Here is a 15446-nt window from a genome sequence, read left to right on the forward strand (position 1 = left end):
GCTTTCCGCGCACTCACGATAGTTTTTAGAGCGCGCTATAAATATTCATAATAGGGCGCGAATTCTACGCAAAAATACTGCGGATGACAAGTGCATAATCAAAGGATGTGAAGAAAAAGAATACAACGTATGAACTGCCGTTTATCTCTCTCATTTTTCAAGTACAATCGGCGCAATAAGTTCCGTCTTGCCGATATGCAACAGCAATCTTACGGCAGTGTTGAAGACATACGTTGGCACAAACCATGAATCTAGAACAAATTACAACATTAACCGCACAGGATATGGCAGCTGTTAATAACGTCATTCTTGAACAACTGAATTCCGACGTCGTTTTGATCAACCAGCTTGGACATTATATCATCAGCGGCGGTGGAAAACGTATACGCCCGATGATTGCTGTGCTAGCTGCCAGAGCCCTCGACTATAGCGGTGATAAACATGTCACCGTCGCTGCACTGATCGAATTTATTCATACCGCAACGCTACTGCATGATGACGTGGTAGACGAATCTGACATGCGTCGAGGTAAAGCAACGGCCAATGCCGCCTTTGGCAATGCCGCAAGCGTGCTGGTTGGGGATTTCATCTATACCCGCGCCTTCCAGATGATGACCAGCCTTGAATCGTTACGCGTACTGGCGCTGATGTCAGAAGCGGTAAACGTAATTGCCGAAGGCGAAGTCTTACAGTTAATGAACTGCAACGACCCGGATATTACCGAAGAAAGCTATATGCGTGTCATTTACAGCAAAACGGCACGTTTATTTGAAGCCGCCGCGCAATCGTCATCCATCCTTGCTGGCGCGACGCCAGAGCAAGAAAAAGCGCTTCAGGACTATGGCCGCTATCTGGGCACCGCATTCCAGTTAATTGACGACCTGCTTGATTACAGCGCAGACGGCAAAACGCTAGGCAAAAACACAGGTGATGACCTCAATGAGGGCAAACCAACGCTGCCGCTGCTGCACGCCATGCGTAATGGTAATGCAGAACAGAGTTCGCTGATTCGTAAGGCAATTGAAGAAGGAAACGGGCGCCATCTTCTGGAACCTGTGCTTGCCGCCATGCAACAATGTGGTTCGCTTGATTACACACGCCAGCGTGCCGAAGAAGAGGCAGATAAAGCAATTAGCGCATTGCAGCAGTTGCCAGAAACGCCATACCGTATGGCGCTCGAAGGCCTTGCCCACTTAGCCGTACAGCGCGATTTCTAATCGTGGTGTGAGGTACTTGCCTGGTAACGTAATCATCGTTAACTCAATCGTAAGTAGCGCTGCCTTGCAGCGCTACTCGCTCGCAGACTAGGCAGTCTGGTCGATGGTGACATCATCCAGCCGAGACAACATCGCTATCGTCCCTTCACGCAAGATGAAATTAATCAGTCGGGTTCGTTCATCAACGGAAAGTTGATGGAAAATATGCACCCACGATGACAGCAGCGTTGGCTCATTATCGATACGATAATATTCTGTTGGCGGATTCTCTTTTACAAGCAGAGAGTTCCTGACCTCGTTCGGCAAACTGCGAATCGAATATTCGACACCGCGTCCTTGAACTCCTTTCCGCCTGCGCTTTTCCCAACCGTCGTCTCGCGCCCGTTTGTTCAGCCCCTGCGGTGACTTCGGCAAACCACCTACGCCAACCAGCTCACTTGTTGCAAACCATTCTTTGTCCATACTCGTCACTCCCTTGTTTGTTTTGAACAGGCATTACGTCAACTCGCCCAAAAGTTTCCATATAATAGACTATAATTACCTAAACCGCTAACTTTTACGCGTTACCGACACACCTAAGTAATAAAGAAATGATTAAATCCAGTGCGATGCCGAAACATCGCGACCAAAGCAATACGGTAAAGCGAACGAAAATGCGGGTTCCTTTTTATCGCCAAAGCACACCACCTGAAAGATCGCTCTCGATGACTCAGTCAATCTCCATTGATGAGATAGGTTCCTCGTCCGATGGTGTAATTCCCAACTGGCTCAGCGTAGATGACACGCCGACGCGAAGAATATAAGCGATTAGCTCATCCCTTTCTTTTTCAGATAGTTGCTGATAAATCTGCATCCATACCGCTAATGCCGCAGGCTGCTTCGCCGAGTAGGCGGAAGGCTCGATTTCGAGTAATAGGGATTTTTTTACTGTATCCGGCAAGCTGTGAATTGAGTACTCCACTCCTCTTCCCTGGACGCCTTTACGGCGACGCTTCTCCCATCCATCCTCACGGGCGCGCTTATTCAATCCTTGTCTTGATTTCGGAAGGCCGCCGACTCCAACCAATTCGCTGGTAGCAAACCACTCTTTTTTCATTGCCTTTCATCCTGATAGTGCCATCCCTAACAAAAACGCGCTTATTTGGAAATTAATTGAGAATTTTAAGGAAAATTAATGCTATATTATTTCCAAATAATAATGTCATGTTAGCTCGGCATATAACTAACATCCGTTATTTATACCACTAATCTACAGTCGTCTTATAGCAAATAAGGGAAGGATTATGATTTTAAGGAAACAAGACTGGCATCCCGCTGATATCATTGCTGCACTGCGCAAGAAAAACACGACGCTGGCGGCAGTATCGCGAGCGGCCGGATTAAGCTCATCGACGTTAGCCAACGCGCTCTCACGCCCTTGGCCAAAGGGAGAATGGCTTATTGCTGATGCGCTAAATATCCACCCATCAGAGATTTGGCCGAGCCGGTACTACGATCCGGAAACCAATGAGCTTATCGACAGAAAAAAACTCATCCGCCCCGATTAAAAAAGAAAAGCCGGAGATCGACATCTCCGGCTTTTTATTCAACGTCACGTCTTACAAGAATCTCAATGATTAATTCTTGATGAACGTCTCGCCTAACTCAATATCCTGCTTCAGCGTATCCAGCATGCTGCTAAGCGCGTTTTGCTCAAAAGCGCTTAATGTGCCGATGTCTTTACGCTCTACGACGCCGTCTTTGCCCAACAGCACCGGCTGAGCGAAGAAACGGGCATGTTTGCCATCGCTTTCAACGTATGCACATTCCACCACACCGCTTTCGCCTTGCAGCGCACGAACCAGAGACAGACCAAAACGTGCAGCAGCCTGACCCATGGACAGCGTCGCCGATCCGCCACCCGCTTTGGCTTCAACAACTTCGGTGCCGGCATTCTGAATACGCTTGGTCAGATCGGCCACTTCCTGCTCGCTGAAGCTGATACCAGGAACCTGAGACAGCAATGGAAGAATCGTCACACCAGAGTGTCCGCCGATAACCGGTACATTAATATCCTGCGGCTGTTTGCCTTTCAGTTCAGCGACAAACGTGTTGGAACGGATGATATCCAGCGTGGTAACGCCGAACAGTTTGTTTTTGTCATACACACCGGCTTTTTTCAGCACTTCTGCTGCAATGGCAACAGTGGTGTTCACTGGGTTGGTGATAATACCGATACAGGCTTTCGGGCAAGTAACCGCGATTTGCTCAACCAGATTACGCACAATGCCCGCATTGACGTTGAACAGATCGGAACGATCCATACCAGGTTTACGTGCCACACCGGCAGAGATCAGCACGATATCCGCGCCAGCAAGCGCAGGTTTAGCATCTTCACCGCTATAGCCTTTGATCTTCACTGCTGTAGGAATGTGGCTCAGATCGACGGCAACACCTGGCGTGACTGGCGCGATATCGTAGAGGGATAGTTCTGAACCTGAAGGAAGCTGGGTTTTGAGGAGGAGTGCGAGTGCCTGACCGATACCACCTGCTGCTCCGAGAACTGCAACTTTCATCCTAAACTCCTTATTATCGTAAAATAAAAAAGTGCCGTGAATTCATTTGGTTATAAACAGAATATAAAAATGGGGATAAGATCAGTCTACTCATCGTTCTGCCAATGGCATGAGAGACAAAAAAATACGCTATGTCTCTAATAATAAATCAAAAACAACCATTCGTTTGAAAGGTAAGTAAAGTTAATAAGCTATTGAGCTATAACGCGGTGTTCATTCACGTGCAATTAACCTGTGCGCTACATTACACCGATCGATGGCGTCCAAACAACATCATTCTGATAACATTTGATTTACTTTTATGTGACGCAGGACGCATTTTTCGGACTCCCCAAGAGGCGAATTTTTTTGAAAACAGCGACTAGCACATATCTGGTGAAATAGATTGGAATTATACGCGATTTAATTGCATAAAAATTCACACAACTGCATAATAGAAGGATTAACCATAACAATTAATCCGGTGCAGAATGCGAAATTCGACAAAACAAGAAGACCTCGTTAAAGCGTTCAAAGCGCTGTTAAAGGAAGAGAAGTTCAGTTCTCAAAGTGAAATTGTTCAGGCATTGCAAGACGAAGGATTTGAAAATATCAACCAATCCAAGGTGTCACGCATGCTGACGAAATTTGGCGCCGTGCGCACACGTAATGCAAAAATGGAGATGGTGTATTGTCTCCCAGCCGAACTCGGCGTTCCTACCACATCCAGCCCGTTGAAGAATCTTGTGCTGGACGTGGACTATAACGATGCGGTCATCGTCATCCACACCAGCCCAGGAGCCGCGCAGCTCATCGCCCGTCTGTTGGATTCACTCGGGAAGTCAGAGGGAATCCTCGGCACCATCGCGGGGGATGACACCATCTTCACCACCCCGGCAAGAGGCTTCAGCGTCAAACAGCTTTACGAAGCGATTCTGGTGTTATTCGAACAAGAGTTGTAACGCGCCCGTTCACTGCCGTTCCTCATTGCTCGTTTCTTTACTGCATATTTTTCGCTACGTGTAGGCTCTGCTCTCTACACGTAGCGATTATTGCTAAAACGTCATACTGCTGGCAGCTCAGCCAACGGCCAGCGTGGTCGAACGGATACACCCAGCGTCTGACTGGCGCCATGCGCCAGACGTACACTGCCCGCATAGGCAATCATCGCACCATTATCCGTGCAGAATTCAGGACGCGCATAAAACACTTCGCCGCCACGTTTCGCCATCACGTCGCCTAAGCGCTGGCGCAGCGTCCGGTTCGCACTTACGCCCCCCGCCATGACCAACCGTTTAAAGCCTGTTTCATCCAACGCACGACGGCACTTGATAGCCAGCGTATCCACCACGGCATCTTCAAATGCGCGGGCAATGTCAGCACGCGTTTGATCGTCATCACCGTTGCTACGAATCGTATTGGCAGCAAACGTTTTTAGCCCGGAGAAGCTGAAATCCAGACCGGGGCGATCGGTCATTGGGCGCGGAAACGTAAAGCGCTGGGAATCTCCCGCCTGCGCCATTTTCGATAGCATCGGCCCACCGGGGTAATCCAGCCCCAGCAGCTTCGCCGTTTTATCGAACGCTTCACCCGCCGCGTCATCAATTGACTCGCCCAGCAAGCGGTACTCACCAATGCCCGTCACGCTGATGAGCTGCGTATGCCCACCAGAAACCAGCAGCGCCACGAAAGGAAACGCCGGTGGATTATCTTCCAGCATCGGTGCCAGCAAATGCCCTTCCATATGATGCACAGGAATCGCCGGCACATCCCAGGCAAACGCCAGAGAGCGGCCGACAGTCGCCCCCACCAGTAACGCGCCGACCAAACCGGGGCCCGCAGTGTAAGCTACGCCATCGATATCGCCAGCCTGCAACCCGGCTTCACGCAGCGCTGCCTGAATGAGCGGCACCGTTTTACGCACGTGATCGCGCGAGGCGAGCTCAGGCACAACGCCGCCGTAATCGGCATGTAATTTAACCTGGCTGTATAACTGATTGGCAAGCAAACCGGTTTCTGTGTCATAAATGGCCACGCCGGTTTCATCACAGGATGTTTCGATACCCAATACGCGCATTGCTGTTCCTACTTTGATGACGATACAAGCGCTCGTTGAATGCCGCTTGCTTCAAACTGTGGATAGTCTACCATAAGCGCCCTGATTTCTGCGCTGGCCGTGGTTGGGTGTTTTATGATCACCACAATGCTTTACAAAGGCGTCACGTTTGCAGTAGAATTCCGCACCATTTTGAAAAGGCTGGCACAAGGCCAGCGGCAAACCGAATTTATTGAGGTGAGAGGCACATGCCGGTAATTAAAGTACGTGAAAACGAGCCGTTCGACGTAGCTCTGCGTCGCTTCAAACGTTCCTGTGAAAAAGCAGGCGTTCTGGCTGAAGTTCGTCGTCGTGAGTTTTATGAAAAACCAACGACCGAACGTAAGCGCGCTAAAGCTTCTGCAGTGAAACGTCACGCGAAGAAATTGGCTCGAGAAAACGCACGCCGCACTCGTCTGTATTAATTTTCAGGAGGGTTTCCCTCCAACGCGTGATTAATCCGCAGACTTAGCAGTTGCATACGAAGGCCGTGCTTTCCGTAAGGAAGCGCGGCTTGTTGTCGTTTATAAGCTATATCCAATGTAACCACCTTACAGAAAGATATACATCAGGGGCTTATGGCTGGACGAATCCCACGCGTATTTATTAATGACCTGCTGGCTCGTACCGACATCGTCGATCTCATTGACGCGCGTGTCAAACTGAAAAAGCAAGGCAAAAACTACCATGCGTGCTGTCCGTTCCATCACGAAAAAACCCCCTCATTCACCGTAAACGGTGACAAGCAGTTCTACCACTGTTTTGGTTGTGGCGCCCACGGCAACGCCATTGACTTTTTGATGAATTACGATCGTCTCGAATTCGTTGAAACTATTGAAGAACTGGCCACCCAATACGGCCTCGAAGTGCCTTATGAAAGCGGCACTGGCCCAACCCAGTTAGAACGTCACCAGCGGCAAAGCCTGTACGAATTGATGGGGCAGCTCAGCGGGTTCTATCAGCAAGCACTTAGCCAATCAGTCGGTACGCCAGCGTTGCAGTATCTGCAACAGCGCGGTTTAAGCGCAGAGGTTATCAGCCATTTTGCGATTGGCTTCGCCCCGCCCGGCTGGGATAACGTTTTAAAGCGCTTTGGCCGCAATAATGACGATCGCAGTACATTGAACGATGCCGGCATGCTGGTGACTAACGATCAGGGCCGAACGTATGACCGCTTCCGCGAACGTGTGATGTTCCCCATCCGCGACAAACGGGGACGAGTGATTGCCTTCGGCGGACGAGTATTAGGCGACGGTACGCCAAAGTACCTTAACTCGCCGGAAACAGAGATTTTTCATAAAGGTCGCCAGTTGTACGGCCTGTATGAAGCGCAGCAAAGCCACGCGGAGCTAAAACGACTTTTGGTTGTTGAAGGCTACATGGATGTGGTGGCATTGGCGCAATTTGGTATTGATTATGCCGTAGCGTCGCTGGGCACTTCCACGACGGCCGATCACATTCAGTTACTATTTCGCGCCACCGATCTGGTGGTGTGTTGTTACGACGGGGACCGTGCAGGACGCGAAGCGGCATGGCGCGCGCTGGAAACTGCGCTACCCTATTTGAACGATGGTCGTCAGCTACGCTTTATGTTCCTGCCGGACGGTGAAGATCCCGACACGCTGGTACGTAAAGAAGGCAAAGCCATCTTTGAACAGCGCATGGAACAAGCCTTGCCGCTGTCGCAGTTTCTGTTTGAGACGCTGCAGCAGCAGGTGGATATGAGTTCCCCCGATGGCCGTACCAAGCTCAGCACGCTGGCGCTGCCGCTGATAGGTCAGGTTCCGGGAGAAACGCTGCGGCTGTATTTGCGCCAGCAGCTCGGCAATAAGCTGGGTATTTTGGACGACAGCCAATTGGACAGGCTACTGCCCAAAGTGGCAGAGCAGGCGCAGCCTTATCAGCCGCCGCAACTAAAAGTCACAACTATGCGTATACTTATAGGACTTTTAGTACAAAACCCAAGGCTGGCGGCAGAGGTTCCTGACCTTGCGCTGGAAGGGATTGAAGAAGACAAAGTGGCTGGTTTATCGCTGTTTCAGGATTTGGTGAAAACCTGTAACGCCAGCCCTGGAATGAACATGGGTCTGCTGTTGGAAAAATATCGCGACAGCAAGTACCGCAAACAGCTTGAAACCATGGCTTCATGGAACCATATGATCGTAGAGGAAGAGCTCGACGAGAAGTTCAGAATCAGTCTGGCAGAGCTCTACGATCAGCTGTTGAAACAGCGACAAGAAACATTGATTGCCCGTGACCGAACGCACGGGCTCAGCGCCAAAGAAAAAAAAGAGCTTTGGTCGTTGCAACTGGCGTTGACCAGAAAACACTGATACAGAGGCTTAATTGCCGATAAATAGCAGGGTTGAGCCCTGCAAAGAGCCGCTACAGGGGCCGCGGCGATAAGAAAAATACCCCTAATGCTATTGTTAGCGAACTACGCTGACCGACACCAACCCAAATACTCTGAAGTGTGGATACCGTCTTATGGAGCAAAACCCGCAGTCACAGCTGAAGCTGCTTGTCACCCGTGGTAAGGAGCAAGGCTACCTGACCTATGCTGAGGTCAATGACCATCTGCCGGAAGATATCATCGACTCGGATCAGATCGAAGATATCATCCAGATGATTAACGACATGGGCATCCAGGTGATGGAAGAAGCACCGGATGCAGACGATCTGTTGCTGGCCGAAAACACCAATGATGCCGATGAAGATGCGGCAGAGGCTGCTGCGCAGGTTCTATCCAGCGTTGAATCGGAAATTGGTCGCACTACCGATCCGGTTCGCATGTACATGCGTGAAATGGGTACCGTTGAACTGTTGACGCGTGAAGGCGAGATCGATATCGCCAAACGTATCGAAGACGGTATCAACCAGGTTCAGTGCTCTGTTGCCGAGTATCCTGAAGCCATCACTTACCTGCTGGAACAATACGATCGCGTTGAAGCGGGCGAAAGCCGCCTGTCCGACCTGATCACTGGTTTCGTCGATCCTAATGCGGAAGAGGACATTGCCCCTACCGCGACGCACGTTGGCTCCGAGCTTTCGAGCGAAGAAATGGATGATGACGACGAAGAATCCGAAGACGACGACGATTCTGAAGACGATAACAGCATCGATCCTGAACTGGCGCGTGAGAAGTTCACCGAGCTGCGTGATCAATATGAAACCACACGCAAGGTGATCAAAGAACACGGCCGCAGCCATGCGCTGGCAGTACAAGAAATCCTGAACCTGTCTGAAGTCTTCAAACAGTTCCGTCTGGTGCCGAAACAGTTCGATTTCCTGGTTAACAGCATGCGTTCCATGATGGATCGCGTCCGTACTCAGGAACGTTTGATCATCAAACTGTGCGTTGAACAATGCAAAATGCCGAAGAAAAACTTCGTCACCATGTTCACCGGTAATGAAACCAACAGCACCTGGTTTGCCGCAGCCGTCGCGATGGGCAAGCCTTGGTCTGAAAAGCTGAATGATGTTGAAGAAGACGTCACCCGCAGCCTGCAAAAACTGCAACAGATCGAAGAAGAAACCGGTCTGACGATCGAGCAGGTGAAAGACATCAACCGCCGTATGTCGATTGGTGAAGCAAAAGCACGTCGCGCCAAGAAAGAAATGGTGGAAGCCAACCTGCGTCTGGTTATTTCTATCGCGAAGAAATACACCAACCGCGGCTTGCAGTTCCTCGATCTGATTCAGGAAGGCAACATCGGTCTGATGAAAGCGGTAGATAAGTTTGAATATCGCCGTGGCTATAAATTCTCGACCTATGCAACCTGGTGGATCCGTCAGGCAATCACCCGTTCTATCGCCGATCAGGCGCGTACCATCCGTATTCCGGTACACATGATTGAGACGATCAACAAACTGAACCGTATCTCTCGTCAGATGTTGCAGGAAATGGGTCGCGAGCCGACGCCGGAAGAGTTGGCTGAGCGTATGCTGATGCCGGAAGACAAGATCCGTAAAGTGCTGAAGATCGCGAAAGAGCCGATTTCTATGGAAACCCCGATTGGTGATGATGAAGATTCACATCTGGGCGATTTCATCGAAGATACGACGCTGGAGCTGCCGCTGGATTCCGCAACGTCGGAAAGCCTGCGTTCTGCGACACATGACGTCCTGGCTGGCCTGACCGCACGTGAAGCGAAAGTCCTGCGCATGCGTTTCGGTATCGATATGAACACCGACCATACGCTGGAAGAAGTGGGCAAACAGTTTGACGTTACACGTGAACGTATTCGTCAGATCGAAGCGAAAGCGCTGCGTAAACTGCGTCACCCAAGCCGTTCCGAAGTGCTGCGTAGCTTCCTGGATGATTAATTCATCCCTTAGCCAATCCACACGATAAATAGTCATATCCCAGATAACCCCGGTCCGCCGGGGTTATTTTTTGCCTGTAGAACGCTCAGGTTGGATTTACGCCTTATCCTGCAACGCCTGATGCAGTTCCTGATAGGACGCCACCAGCGACTCCAGCGTCGCACGATTCAACCCGCTTGGGTTCGGCAGCACCCACACCTGTGTTTCGCCAATATTCAGCGACTGACGCCCCCATGAGACCTTTTTGATACCAAACGCCTGACTGAACGCCTGCTTCCCCAGCACGGCCAGCGCACGCGGTTGATAGCGTTCCATCTTCTCGACAATCGCATTGCCGCCTTGCAGCAATTCATCTCGTCCCAGTTCGGTAGCTTCAACCGTAGGGCGATCCACCAGCATGGTGATGCCGCATCCGGTATCCAGCATATGCTGTTCTTCCGCGGGCGTTAGCAAACGTTCGGTAAAACCTGCATGATGAATCACTTTCCAGAAGCGATTACTGGGGTTCGCGAAGTGGTAACCGTGATGGGCCGTCGACAGCCCAGGGTTAATGCCGCAGAAAACCACCTGAAGATTCATGGCCAGAATATCGGTAATCATCTCTTTCCCTACTTACGTTGACTACAGACATCGTAAATTCTGATAAGAATAACAACAAGCTATCTTGAGTATAAAACCATCACCCGGCAGATAGGCTATAGACCTCCCCCCGCACATTACCGTATAATCATCGCCCATTCGGCCCCTTAGCTCAGTGGTTAGAGCAGGCGACTCATAATCGCTTGGTCGCTGGTTCAAGTCCAGCAGGGGCCACCAAATTCAAGGAGTTGCGTTAGTAGCGCAGCTCTTTTTTTGCTTATCGGATTAATAGATAAAGCGACTGACGCCACCTCATCAAGAAACTCCACGTTTCACGTGTAAGGCAATCAAGCCGATAACGGGCAACTCAGTACACATCGCGTACGTAGCGTTTGTCCTGCGCCATTTTTGCCACATAGGCTACCGCTTGTTCACTGTTCATACCGCCATGTGCCTGCGCAACCTGCCGGAGCGCCAAGTCCACGTCTTTAGCCATACGGCTGGCATCACCGCATACGTAGAAATGCGCCCCCTCCTCCAGCCAGCGCCATAGTTCAGCGCCCTGCTCACACATACGGTGCTGGACATAAATTTTCTCGTGTTGGTCACGAGAAAAGGCCGTATCCAACCGATGCAGATAACCATCACGCTGTAGTTTCTCCAGCTCCTCACGATAGTAGAAATCGGTCGCCGCATACTGCTCACCAAAAAATAGCCAATTTTTACCTTGTGCCTTCGTCGCCTGACGTTCTTGCAGAAAAGCCCGGAAAGGTGCGATACCCGTGCCAGCCCCCACCATGATGATGGGCGTATCAGGGTGTTGAGGAGTGCGAAAATGGGCTGACTTTTGGATGAAAATAGGCACCATACCCGACTCTGCTGCGCGGTCAGCCAGAAAGGTTGAACACACACCGCCACGCGATTGCCCTTCAACACCATAACGCACCGTCGAGACGGTCAGGTGGATCTGATGCGGGGTAACTTTTGGGCTGGACGAAATCGAGTATAAACGCGGCTGAATGCGCTTAAGTACGGTTAGCAATTCGTCAGCCTGAACCTGAATCGGAAACGCCTGTAGCACATCAACAATCTGCCGTCCCCACAGCCACTGTTTAAGTTCCTCCTTACGTTCCTCTTTCAACAGGTCGGCCAGTGCCTCATGACCCGAGCGTTGACTCACAAACTGCAAAAACTCCGGCGTGATACGGGCAATCTCGACATGCTGGGATAACACCTCAGCCAGCGTCATGTCACCTTTATCCTTGACGGTCACCACGGTAGCAGGCGAAAGCTTGAGCGCTGAGAGTATCTCAGTCACCAGCTCAGGGCTGTTCGTCGGCCAGATGCCGAGCGCATCGCCCGCTTCGTAGCTCACATTGCTGTCTGCAATATCAAAGGCGAATTGCCGGGTTTCTTTTTCCGCTCCAGGCGCATTAAGCCGCTGATTGATAACAAGGCGGGCGGGCAGAGGCGCATTCCTGCTAAAAATGGGAGCCGATGCCGCAGTAAGCACCGGCGCGTCGGCGTCATCCTCGTCAGCCACTGTCACCATTGCAGCGATAGCGGCCCGATTCGCCGCTGGCGCAGGTACTCCTGCAAGCGCGTTGACCATACTGTCGAGCCAGGCTGTTGCTGCCTCCTGATAATCCGGTTCACAGTCGATTCGTGCTAACAGACGCTGCGCCCCCAGCGCCTCTAACCGAGCATCAAGCTCGCGGCCAAAGCCGCAAAACTGATCGTAGTTTGAATCTCCCAATGCCAACACGGCGAACACCATTTCCGTCAGTCTGGGGGCCGTTTCCGCCTGCAATGCCGTCCAGAAATTCATGCCATTATCGGGAGGATCGCCGTCACCAAACGTGCTAGCGATAAAGAGTACACGCGGTATCGCAGGCAAATCAGCAATCGTGACGCTGCCCATCTCAGACAGCATCACAGTATGTCCCTCTGCTTTCAGGCGTTCAGCACACTGTGCCGCGAAACTTTCCGCATTGCCGGTCGATGATGCCCATAAAACCAAAACGGGCGACGGCGATGATGCAGGAACTGCGGGCGCGACAGGAGCCGACGCAGGCAGAGCAGCAATACCGCCATCAGGCAACCAGGTTCGGGCAAAAAGCCCTGCCAGCATGCCGTCGAGCATCAGGCGTCTGGAGGGTTCCAATGGTGCCGTGGCAGGCAGCACGGGCACGCCACCAGCCAACCGTGATGCATCGGTACGCAACGCGGCAATGTACCCTTGCAGATAGTGCTGTTCGTGCGCACTCAACGTCAGCGTTGGAGGAGCATCCAGACCGAGTAGCGTGGCCAGCGCATCAATGTGTTTCATGTCGAGCTCCTTGATATCGTTGTTCGGCGTGTCCACGTCAGCCTGTTTCGATACGGGCAACGCAACCGGATGGCTCTCCCGCTCAGGGGAAATGCGCGATACGGGTTCAGCGATCCGAGTCAATGCCACGGCGCAAAACTTGAATTCAGGCTGTTGGGAAATAGGATCAATGGCATCGCTGGTGACCGCATTAATGGCCAGATCGTCACCAAAGACATCATTCCAGTGGAAAGGCGCAAAGCAGTTTCCAGGACGTACGCGATCGGTGACAACGGCAGGGAGTACCGCATGTCCTCGGCGTGAACGCACTTCCACACGATCCTTATCGTGAATGCCAAGCGCGCTGGCATCTTCAGGATGCACTTCAATGAAAGGCCCTGGGTTGAGCTTGTTGAGCGTCGGAATCTTTCCGGTTTTCGTCATCGTGTGCCACTGGTGCTGCAAGCGACCGGTATTCAGTACAAACTGAAAGTCGTTATCCGGCATCTCGGCGGGTGACATATGCGGTCGGGGGAGGAATATCCCTTTACCGCTTTCGGTCGCAAAAACAAGCCGTGGCCGCGTGCCGTCTGGTAACGCTTTTAGCGTTTGACTCACACCGTCGTTGAGGTAGCGAACGGGATGACGATGGTTGTCATCATCTGGCGGACAAGGCCACTGCAATGGTGCCTGCCGCAAGCGCTCGTAGCTGGCGCCACGAATGTCATAACCGGTTTTGGGGTTCCATGCCTGCTTGATTTCTTCAAACACCTCAGCGGCCGAACCGTAGCTAAACCCTTGCGCATAGCCCATCTCGCAGGCGACTTTAGCAATGATTTGCCAGTCAGCCATCGCCTCGCCGGGTGGATCAACGGCCTTTTGCATCAGCGTCAAATTCCGCTCGGAGTTAATCATCACGCCCTCTGCTTCAGCCCACAGTGCGCCGGGTAGCAGAATATCGGCATAACGATTGGTTTCGGTATCGAGGAAGGCGTCTTGTGTGATGACCAGCTCGGCGGCTTGCAACCCAGCAATCACGTTCTTGCGATTAGGCACCGTCGCAACCGGATTGGTACAGATAATCCAGCATGCCTTGATCTTGCCCGCCATCATGTCTTCAAACATGGCTACGGTGCCCCCACCCAGCTCGGTGCGTAAGGTGCCAGCGGGTACGTTCCAAAGCGCTTCAATAGCCGCCCGATCTTTCTCTACCAATACCGAGCGTTGCCCCGGTAATCCCATCCCCATATAGCCCATTTCGCGTCCGCCCATCGCATTGGGCTGTCCCGTCAGAGAAAACGGGCCACTGCCGGGGCGGCAAATCGCCCCCGTGGCTAAATGCAGGTTACAGATCGCATTGGTATTCCAGGTACCATGCGTGCTCTGGTTAAGCCCCATCGTCCAGCAACTCATCCACGCCGACGCGGTGCCGATCCATTCTGCCGCCTTGCGGATATCCGCTTCCGGCAACCCGGTTATCTCCGCGACCGTCTCAGGACGATAGTCGTCAAGGAACGCGGGCATCGCTTCCCACCCTTCGGTAAACTCGGCGATAAACGCAGGATCGCTGTGTCCGTTCTGGACAAGCAGATAGAGCAGGCCGTTGAGCAACGCTAAATCCGTGCCGGGCTTGATGTGCAGGAACAGGTTCGCTTTGTCCGCGGTGGCATTACGGCGTGGATCGACCACGATGAGCTTGGCCCCTGCTTTAACGCGATCCATCATCCGCAGGAACAGGATAGGATGACAGTCGGCCATGTTCGCCCCGATGACAAAAAAGACATCGGCGTGGTCAAAATCCTGATAGGAACCCGGCGGCCCATCCGACCCCAGAGAGAGCTTGTAGCCACTCCCCGCGCTTGCCATACAAAGGCGTGAGTTTGACTCAATGTTATTGGTACCGATAAACCCCTTGGCAAGCTTATTAGCCAGATATTGAGACTCCAGCGACATCTGACCGGAGACATAAAGCGACACCGCATCAGGGCCGTGAGTATCAATGATCGTCCGTAGCCGCCGTGCGGTTTCCTTAATCGCCTTATTCACATCAACCCTGACGGATTCGTGCTGACGATCCGCCCGCAAGTAGGCATGTTCCAGCCGTCCTGATTCGGCAAGCGCCTGACCACTGGTATTTCCCTTCGTGCACAGTCGCCCGAAGTTGGTGGGGTGCGTCTTGTCGCCTGACACCTTGATCACGCGATTGTCTTTTACCTCCATCACCACACCGCAGCCGACCCCACAATAGGGACAGACACTCTTCACACACGTTGAGGATTTGGCATTCATGGCTGCCTCCTATCGGATTAGCATGTCACAGCCCGCGAAAGCAGTGCTGCAACGGGCAAATCCAGACATAAAAAAACGTCCACATCCTCCTGCTCTCG

12 protein-coding genes and 1 tRNA gene are annotated in these 15446 nt (G+C 52.0%); 7 read left to right on the forward strand and 6 right to left on the reverse strand.

Features of this window, described 5'->3' with window-relative positions; all coding sequences use genetic code 11:
• The first annotated feature begins 245 nt into the window (after positions 1 to 245).
• Positions 246 to 1217, forward strand: a complete 972-nt coding sequence (ispB, locus tag I2D83_RS18885; RefSeq protein WP_180777452.1) for an octaprenyl diphosphate synthase — start codon at positions 246 to 248, stop codon at positions 1215 to 1217.
• Between the two features lie 87 nt (positions 1218 to 1304).
• Here the strand turns inward: ispB and I2D83_RS18890 are convergent, their stop codons facing one another.
• Both I2D83_RS18890 and I2D83_RS18895 read right to left on the reverse strand, forming a co-directional pair.
• Positions 1305 to 1679, reverse strand: coding sequence for a DNA-binding protein (locus tag I2D83_RS18890; RefSeq protein ID WP_010283015.1), 375 nt, complete (start codon positions 1677 to 1679; stop codon positions 1305 to 1307).
• Positions 1680 to 1926: 247 nt separating this feature from the next.
• On the reverse strand, positions 1927 to 2313 hold the full coding sequence (locus I2D83_RS18895) for a DNA-binding protein (RefSeq protein WP_012773261.1): 387 nt from the start codon (positions 2311 to 2313) through the stop codon (positions 1927 to 1929).
• Positions 2314 to 2500: 187 nt separating this feature from the next.
• Between I2D83_RS18895 and I2D83_RS18900 the strand changes: the two genes are divergently transcribed.
• Entirely contained in the window at positions 2501 to 2764 is a 264-nt protein-coding gene (locus I2D83_RS18900; RefSeq protein WP_012773260.1) for a helix-turn-helix domain-containing protein, read from the forward strand.
• Between the two features lie 69 nt (positions 2765 to 2833).
• On the opposite strand, the gene mdh is transcribed toward I2D83_RS18900, so the two are convergent.
• A complete protein-coding gene (mdh, locus tag I2D83_RS18905) occupies positions 2834 to 3772 on the reverse strand; it encodes a malate dehydrogenase (protein ID WP_012773259.1) in 939 nt (312 codons plus the stop codon).
• Between the two features lie 470 nt (positions 3773 to 4242).
• Between mdh and argR the strand changes: the two genes are divergently transcribed.
• A complete protein-coding gene (gene argR / locus I2D83_RS18910) occupies positions 4243 to 4713 on the forward strand; it encodes a transcriptional regulator ArgR (protein ID WP_012773258.1) in 471 nt (156 codons plus the stop codon).
• Between the two features lie 101 nt (positions 4714 to 4814).
• Here argR and tsaD read toward each other — a convergent pair whose 3' ends face one another.
• Positions 4815 to 5828 (reverse strand): tRNA (adenosine(37)-N6)-threonylcarbamoyltransferase complex transferase subunit TsaD, encoded by a 1014-nt coding sequence (gene tsaD / locus I2D83_RS18915; RefSeq protein ID WP_181847054.1) that lies wholly within the window; start codon positions 5826 to 5828, stop codon positions 4815 to 4817.
• A gap of 227 nt (positions 5829 to 6055) precedes the next feature.
• Between tsaD and rpsU the strand changes: the two genes are divergently transcribed.
• The 3 genes from rpsU to rpoD all read left to right on the forward strand — a co-directional run bounded on the left by rpsU (position 6056) and on the right by rpoD (position 10172).
• Positions 6056 to 6271, forward strand: coding sequence for a 30S ribosomal protein S21 (gene rpsU, locus I2D83_RS18920; RefSeq protein WP_001144069.1), 216 nt, complete (start codon positions 6056 to 6058; stop codon positions 6269 to 6271).
• A 153-nt stretch (positions 6272 to 6424) separates the two neighbouring features.
• Positions 6425 to 8179 (forward strand): DNA primase, encoded by a 1755-nt coding sequence (gene dnaG / locus I2D83_RS18925; RefSeq protein ID WP_205947100.1) that lies wholly within the window; start codon positions 6425 to 6427, stop codon positions 8177 to 8179.
• A 154-nt stretch (positions 8180 to 8333) separates the two neighbouring features.
• Positions 8334 to 10172, forward strand: coding sequence for an RNA polymerase sigma factor RpoD (gene rpoD, locus I2D83_RS18930; RefSeq protein WP_012773255.1), 1839 nt, complete (start codon positions 8334 to 8336; stop codon positions 10170 to 10172).
• Between the two features lie 96 nt (positions 10173 to 10268).
• Here the strand turns inward: rpoD and mug are convergent, their stop codons facing one another.
• Positions 10269 to 10772: a G/U mismatch-specific DNA glycosylase gene (gene mug, locus I2D83_RS18935; RefSeq protein ID WP_205947101.1), complete on the reverse strand. Its 504-nt coding sequence runs from the start codon at positions 10770 to 10772 to the stop codon at positions 10269 to 10271.
• A gap of 140 nt (positions 10773 to 10912) precedes the next feature.
• Here mug and I2D83_RS18940 point away from each other — a divergent pair.
• A tRNA-Ile gene (locus I2D83_RS18940) sits at positions 10913 to 10988 on the forward strand.
• 130 nt (positions 10989 to 11118) lie between these two features.
• On the opposite strand, the gene I2D83_RS18945 is transcribed toward I2D83_RS18940, so the two are convergent.
• Positions 11119 to 15348 carry a sulfite reductase subunit alpha gene (locus I2D83_RS18945; protein WP_205947102.1) on the reverse strand — a complete coding sequence of 1410 codons (4230 nt, stop codon included), beginning with the start codon at positions 15346 to 15348 and terminating at the stop codon, positions 11119 to 11121.
• Positions 15349 to 15446: the final 98 nt, after the last annotated feature.

The organism is Pectobacterium aroidearum (assembly GCF_015689195.1).
GTDB classification, from domain to species: Bacteria; Pseudomonadota; Gammaproteobacteria; order Enterobacterales; family Enterobacteriaceae; genus Pectobacterium; species Pectobacterium aroidearum.